The sequence below is a fragment of the Streptomyces flavofungini genome (assembly GCF_041028215.1).
Classification (GTDB): domain Bacteria; phylum Actinomycetota; class Actinomycetes; order Streptomycetales; family Streptomycetaceae; genus Streptomyces; species Streptomyces flavofungini_B.
In genome coordinates, this window is sequence record NZ_JASKYR010000475.1 from 1 (window position 1) to 6,914 (window position 6,914).

The window sequence follows — 6,914 nt, forward strand, 5'->3', positions numbered from 1 at the left end:
GCCATCTGACCCGCATGGCCCGCGAGAAGGTCATCGACCGCCGAGCGGATCGCCGCGTCCTCGGTGAAGGCCCGCCAACCGCTGAAACAGCGCAGGCGCCGGTCGCACGCGGGCAGTTCGCGCAGCAGATCGGCGGCGGGCCGGGCGGCGCGGCCCATGCGGGTCAGATGGCGCACGGCGGTGAGCATGACGGGCCTGTACCGGCCTGCGGCGAGATCGCGTACGACATCGAGAAGGACCGGGACGGTGCCCTCGACGTCCCCGGTCACCGCCCACAGCGCATGCGCGGCCTCCGTCCGTGTCCATGGATCGGTGGCGGAGAGCCGTGCCCTGAGCGCGGGTGCGTACGCCGCCGCGTGCGCCCCCAGTCCGGCGAGTCCGCGCAGGGCCGGGTGCGGGTATGTGCCGGTGGTCGCGGCGGGTGCCAGTACCTTCAGCGCCGGGCCCGGCTCTCCTCCGAGGCGCCAGTAGGCCGATGCGGCGGCCTGGGCGTCCGGACCGCCCTCGGCCATGCGGGCCGCCAGCGCCTCGCGCGCCGACACCGCCTCGCGCACCGCGCCGTCCACCGCTCCGATCTCCGCCAGGGCCTTCGCCGCCGGAACCCAATGCTCCGCGTCCGCGAGGAGAGCGACGAGCGAGGGAACCGCACCGGCGGCGACCGGCCCCCAGGCGGCGAGCACGGCACAGAGGCGGCCTACTTCCTTGACGTCCGTGGCGGGCGTGAGCCGGTCGCGGAGCACCGGCAGCAGCGGACCGGCGAGGTCCGGGAGCCCGACGAGCATGTCGTCCAGGCCGGGAAGCCAGGGGAAGAAGTAGTTCGCGGCGCTGTGCTGAGCGGACGCACCGAAGCACGCCGTCCGGCCCGCGGCGATCCACGCGGCCAGCGTCGGCACGCAGCGCGGATCACGCATCCGGGCCAGCGCCCACAGGGCGGCGTCCGCGACCGTCTCCCCATGCGCCGTACGGGCGGTACGGACCTCGGTGTCGTCGAGGAGGGCGGCGACTTCGTCGGCGTACGGGGCGGCGGCCGGTCCGGCGCAGGCGAGCAAGTGCGCCGCCCAGTAGCGGACTTCGGTGTCGGTGTCCGCCAGGCGGGCCGCGATGAGGGGGAGCAGCTCGGGGGCGGGCGCGCTGCTGTCCCAATGGCGTTCGCCCGCCTGCGCGAGGGCGCCGAGCCGCTGCCCGGGATCGGGGTGGTCGGCCAGCAGGCCGCGGACGAACGCGGGCGACGGGCCGGGGAACAGGGTCGCCGTCCACGCCTGGACGCCCGTCGCTCCGCACTCCAGCGCGGCGGAGCGCTGCCACAGGGCCACACTCGGATCGCGTACCGCGTCGACAAGGGGCTCAAGGTGACTCGCGGCGAGGCCAGGATCGCCGGGCGCCAGGGCATGCACGGCGGCGAGGCGCAGCTGCGGCTCGGGGGAGCCGAGCAGGCCGTGCAGCAGTGCGCGCACCTCCTGACCCAGCGGGCCGACGGGCGCGCGCCCCGCCGCTTGCCCCAGGGCGAGGACCAGGTCCAGGCGGGTCACCGCGTCGTCCTCCGCCCGCCAGCGCCGCGACAGGCCGGGCAGCAGCAGCGCGCCGGGGCTCGCGCAGTGGGCGAGGGCACCGGCCGCGGCCCGCCGGATCTCGGGCACGGGATCGGCCAGCAGATCGAGTATCCCGCCCAGGACCCGCTCCCAGGCCGCGGGCCACCCGGCGTCCAGGAACCGCTCCTCGACCTGCCCCGCCTCCGCGGCGAGCAGCGCCACCAGGTCCAGCACACCGCGCCGGACCGCCACTTCGGGATCGGCGGCGAGCCGTACGAGGTGGGGCAGTGCCGCCGAGGCCGCGGAACAGACCCAGCCGCCCTGGTGGAAGAGCAGGTTCTCCACCTCGAAGACGGCGTTCTCGGCGTCCTGCGCCTCCGGTCCCGCGCACCGCCGCAGCAGTGCGGGCACATCCTCGGCGGAGCCGTAGTGGTGCCGCAGCCCGGCCCAGTCGATCTCGCCCAACGCGTCGGACTCGTGCGAGTGCTCCACCACGCCCCCCCATGCCGCCGACCCTACAGAGGAACGCGCCGGGCCTTGCCCGCGGCCCGTGAGCCGCGGGCAAGGCCCGGGGGGAAGCGCCGCTCCCAGGAGACCCGGGCAGCGCGGGGCTCAGGAGGACAGCGGCTCCACCCACACATCGCGGTAGCGGACCTTGTTGCCGTGGTCCTGGAGGCGGATGGCGCCCGCCGCCGCCGACTCCGGGTCACCCGCGCCGGTGGGACCGTCGATGGCCACGTCGTCGTGGACCTTCTTGCCGTTCCAGACGACCGTGACCCGCGCGTCCGACGTCTTCTTGCCGTCCGCGCCGAAACGGGCGGCGCGGAAGGTGATGTCGTACGTCTGCCAGGTCTCCGGCGCCGTGGAGGCGTTGAGGTCGGCGGCCTTCTTCAGGTAGATCGCCGCCGCCTCGTTGTTGGCGAGGTTCTTCACGCCGTAGGAGTCCAGGATCTGCACCTCGTACCGTTCCTGGAGGTAGACCCCGCTGTTGCCGCGGTCCTGGCCCGTGACGTCGTCCGGGAGCTTGGGCACCCGGAACTCGACATGCAGCTTGAAGTCCTGGAAGTGCTGCTTGGTGCGCAGGTCGCCGCAGCAGACCTCCATGGACTTCTCGGGGGTGTGCGGCCACTCGGCGCTGCGGCCGTCGGTGTGCTGCCAGGCGGATGCGATGCTGCCGCCGGAGAAGAGGTCGATGCGGCTGCCGGGTCTGCGGACGTCGATCGCGTCGAGGTTGACGTGTCCGCTGTCCTCGGACCCCACCGAGTAGGTGATGGTGTTGCGGCCCTTGCGCAGTACGAGCCGTTCGGCCTTGGTGGTCCAGCGGTTCCACTCACCGGTCGACGGCAGACTCGTCTGCTTGGCGGTGCCGCCGTTGACGCCGACACTGATGGTCTTGGTGCCGGGGGAGGGGTGCGGGCCGTTGGCGTAGCGCAGACCGACGTCATAGGTGCCCTGCTTGTCGACCGTGACGTCGAAGGACGCCTTGGCGCCCTTGTCGCCGAACCCGTCGACGAAGCCCGCGCCGGTGTACCCGGCGTGCTCGGTGTCGGTGGCCGCGCCGCCGGAGAGACGGGCCGATTCGGCGTCGTAGGTCGTCTGCGGGTCATCGGGTCCGGGCTTGGCGTTGAGGGTGTACCACGCCTCGGTGGACCAGAGCTGCTCACCCGTGTCGGAGGAGAACGGACGCGGCGAGCGGACGTGCACCACGCGGTCGCTCTTGAGGCCCGCGATGGTCAGGCTCACCTTGCGGCGGTCGGCGGAGAGCTTCGCCGAGGTGACCGGCAGCGACTCCTCGTCGACCTTGGGGCCGCCGTAGGCCGGGGTGGGTGCGTAGCGCCACTGCTCCACGGAGTAGGCGCCCTTGGTGAGCTTGTCGGCGGTCTCCTTGGACAGGGGCTTGGTGTAGGTCAGTTCGAAGCCGTCGCGGGTGGCGCGCATCGTCTTGACGTCGAAGGCGGTCTTGCCGTTGGGGGTCAGCTTCTGGAGGCCGAAGCGCAGCTTGCCCGCCTGGCCCCAGTTGCCGTCCGCACCGAGGCCACCGGCGTAGATCGCGCCGTCGGGACCGGTGCTGATGCGGGTGATCCCGGCTTCGAGGCCCTGGGTGTGCCGGAACACCGCGCCCTGGTACTCGCCGTCGACCTTCTCCAGGTCGGCGCGCTGGAGTCCGCCGTAGGTGACATCACCGAAGACCATCTGTCCGGCGAAGGGTCCGCTCTTCAGCCGCATCGGGGTGCTCGGGGAGTTGGCGATCTCGTTCTGCGGGAGCCAGAGCGCGGGCTTGGTGACGGGCTGGTCGTCGTAGGGCCCGGCGGGGTTCATGTAGTGGTTGAAGAAGCGGTCCTGCTTGATGTGGACCAGCTTGGACGCGGGCAGCCAGCCGCCCTGGTTGTCCGCGACGAACAGGTCGTTGCCGGGCCCCCGGCCGATGCCGTTGGGGGTGCGCAGGCCGCCCGCAATGTAACTGACCTTGCCGGTCGCCTTGTTGACCTTGATGGTCGTGCCGCGGTTCTTGGCGGGCTGCGGGTCGGTGGTGGCGCCGCCGTAGTTGATGGCCACGGAGAGGTTGAGGTAGAAGTCGCCCTTCTCGTAGAGCAGTCCGAAGGCGAACTCGTGGAAGTTCTTCCCCCAGGGCCACTCGGCGATCTTCCGCTTGTCGTCGGTGACGTCGTCGCCGTCGGTGTCGTTCAACTCGGTGAGCTGGTGCTTCTCCGACACATAGAGCTTGCCGTCCACGTACTTGATGCCCATCGGCTCCCGGAGCCCGTCGGCGATCTTCTTGTACGTGACCTTCTCGGGGCTGGTGTCACCGGTGACGTGGTCGAGGAGGTACACCTCGCCCTTCGTCTCGTTGCTGCCGCCCCAGGTGGAGATCGCGAGGCGGCCGTCGGGCAGCCAGTCCATCGCGGAGACCTGCGGCTCGAAGCCCTTGGGGCGCAGGTCGGTGAGCTTGTAGCCGGGGTTGACCTCGGTGAGCGGAAGGCCGTCGCCGGGGGTGTCGTAGGTGCCCTCGCACTCCTTGCGGCCGGGCGCGGTGACCCGGACGACACCGGCGTCGGTGCTGAGCACGGAGTTGGGCACGGTCTTGAACTCGCTCGCCCCCGGCGGCTTCCACTGGAGCGTGACCTGCTGGCCGCCGCCCGCGTCGAAGTGCTCGATGCGCAGCGACTGGTACCCGGCGTTGAGCGCGATCTCGCCGTCCTTGGGCTCCGCGCCGTGCAGTCCGTCGTGGTCGATGACCTGCTGGTCGCCGACGAAGAGACGCGAACCGTCGTCGCTGATCAGGCGGAAGCCGTAGGTGCCCGCCTCGGGCACGTTCAGGTTGCCGATGATCTGCGAGACGAAGTTGTCGTTGAACCCGAAGCCCTCGGTGGACGTCCAGTCGGCCGTCGGGATCAGCTTGTCGACGTTGGGTGTCTGCGCGGGCTTGAGGTCGCACAGCTTCTTCAGCGGGGTCTGCACGTCGAACACCCGCAGGGTGACGCCGGGTTCCTGCGGCGGCAGGTCCGCGAAGGGCTTCTTGTCGTCCTTGGCGGACGCGGCGGGCGCGAGCAGTCCGGCGCCCAGCAGGGCGGTGAGCAGCAGGGCGGTGGATCTTCGGGCGGTGCGGCGGTGCCGGCCGGGTATCGGCTCGGGGCGTGGCTTCACTCTTCCTCCTGCGTGGTTCCGGTGGTTCCGGCGGGGGGTTACGCAGATTTCTGTAGCCAAAGCGACGCTCAGCGTAGGGAGGTTGTCCGGGGAGGTCCATACTTTGTCCAGAGAAAGGAAAAACTCCCTGGACGCGGGGGGGCGAGGCCGTGGGGTCGGGGCCGCGGACACGAAAGCGCCGCCGAGCGGACCCGCGGGGGGACGCGGTCTCACTCGGCGGCGCGTGGTACGAGGGTTCGGCGGCCGTCTCCACCCGGTGGCGGGGGTGGCGGCAGTGGCCGCCCGGCTAGTCGGCGGGCGCGATGTCGGTGATCTTCAGTGTCTGGAGGCTCGACTGCACCTTGATCTTGGTGACCTGGGCGTCGGCGCCGTCGCTCCACGTGAGGGTGACGAGCGACGTGGCGTGCCCGGCGCCGGAACCGGTGTAAGTGACCTTCCACTTCACCGGCACGTTCTGCGCGAACAGAATTCCGTCGGCGTGCTCCCGCGCCTCGAATGCGGCGACCTTCTTCTGGGCGGCCTTGCTCAGGTAAAAGGAGCGCAGTGCTTTGGCGGCGTCGTCCGCCGCCGGGTCCTCGTTCGTCCAGACGGTGTCGATGTAGGCGCCGTAGAAATCGGAGACCCGGTTGACGGCGCTGCGCGGGTCGCCCGAGGAGGTGGCGACCGCCTTGGCCACACTGTACGTGCCGGTGGCAGGGGTCGACGCGCCCGCCGTCGTGGAGGTGAGGGCGGCGACCGACATGGCGGCGGCGAGAGCGGTGGCGGCGACCAGGGTGCTGCGCTTGAAAGCGGTGCGAGTGTGCATTGCGAAAGGAACCTTCCCCGTCTTTTCTGGTTCCGCACGAACGGTGCGGTCCGTGGTCGCGGGTTAAGACAGTTCGGCCGCGGAATCGGTTCCCGAATTCCCCGAAGAAATCTCCCGGAGAATGCTTCCGGCCACATCCGGGAATGGTTGTACCGGTAAAAGGAAAATGGAGGCAAAGTGCCGCCGCGTCCGGGTCCTGCGAGGATCGGGGGCATGGCGCACTCACCGATGCGGAGCAAGTCACCGATACAGAGCAACTCGCCGATACAGAGCAACTCGCCGATGCGGATCGATGCCCTCATCGTCGACGCCGTCGACGCCGAGCGGCTCGCCGCGTTCTGGTCCGAGGTCCTCGACCGGCCGGTCGTGGGCCGCACCGGACCCTATGTATGGCTGCGGCGCGAGAACGGCCTCGGTCTGGGCTTTCAGCGGACCGGCGATCCCACGCCGGGCAAGAACCGCATGCACTTCGACGTCAGCGCCCCCGACCCGGCCGCCGAGCAGCGGCGGGTCGAGGCGCTGGGCGGACGCCGCCTGGCGGAGTACGCCGACAGCGGCTTCCTCGTGATGGCCGATCCCGAGGGCAATGAGTTCTGCGTCATCCCCGAAGGCTCCGTCGACATGGACGAGGAGGGGCGGGCGCACTACCTCGACTGACGCCCGGCGCGGCCCGTCGGCGCCGCTACTTTCGAGGAGCGAGGCCGGACACCGGCTTCGCGGGTACGAGGTCGGACACCGGGGCGAGCATGCCGATGAACGGATCCGCCGCCTCGGTGACCCGGCCCAACTGGCCCAGCTGTGCGACGCCGTTGAACACGCCCGGGTAGAGCGAGGTCTCCATGACGGGCGGCTCGACCGACGGCGCCGACGGGACCGGCAGGGCGGACCGGACCGGATCCTGCGCTGCGGCGGGGGAGGCGGCGGCGGGAGAGGCG

Annotated in this window: 5 protein-coding genes; 1 reads left to right on the forward strand and 4 read right to left on the reverse strand. The window is 71.1% G+C overall.

Annotated elements, in window-relative coordinates; all coding sequences use genetic code 11:
• The 3 genes from AB8Z36_RS27385 to AB8Z36_RS27395 form a co-directional block, all read right to left on the reverse strand.
• A partial coding sequence (locus AB8Z36_RS27385; RefSeq protein ID WP_369216052.1) for a hypothetical protein occupies positions 1 to 2,021 on the reverse strand: 2,021 nt, incomplete at its 3' end.
• A gap of 120 nt (positions 2,022 to 2,141) precedes the next feature.
• Entirely contained in the window at positions 2,142 to 5,174 is a 3,033-nt protein-coding gene (locus AB8Z36_RS27390) for a family 16 glycoside hydrolase (protein ID WP_369216053.1), read from the reverse strand.
• 286 nt (positions 5,175 to 5,460) lie between these two features.
• Entirely contained in the window at positions 5,461 to 5,979 is a 519-nt protein-coding gene (locus tag AB8Z36_RS27395) for a hypothetical protein (RefSeq protein ID WP_369216054.1), read from the reverse strand.
• 282 nt (positions 5,980 to 6,261) lie between these two features.
• On the opposite strand from AB8Z36_RS27395, the gene AB8Z36_RS27400 reads away from it, so the two are divergent.
• Entirely contained in the window at positions 6,262 to 6,636 is a 375-nt protein-coding gene (locus AB8Z36_RS27400) for a VOC family protein (RefSeq protein WP_369216055.1), read from the forward strand.
• A 25-nt stretch (positions 6,637 to 6,661) separates the two neighbouring features.
• Here the strand turns inward: AB8Z36_RS27400 and AB8Z36_RS27405 are convergent.
• Positions 6,662 to 6,914: hypothetical protein (locus AB8Z36_RS27405; RefSeq protein WP_369216056.1), on the reverse strand; the 253-nt coding region annotated here is incomplete at its 5' end.

Coding starts and splice junctions, on each gene's coding strand:
- AB8Z36_RS27400 (WP_369216055.1), top strand. CDS start 6,262: ATGCGGATCGATGCCCTCATCGTCGACGCCGTCGACGCCGAGCGGCTC.
- AB8Z36_RS27395 (WP_369216054.1), bottom strand. CDS start 5,979: ATGCACACTCGCACCGCTTTCAAGCGCAGCACCCTGGTCGCCGCCACC.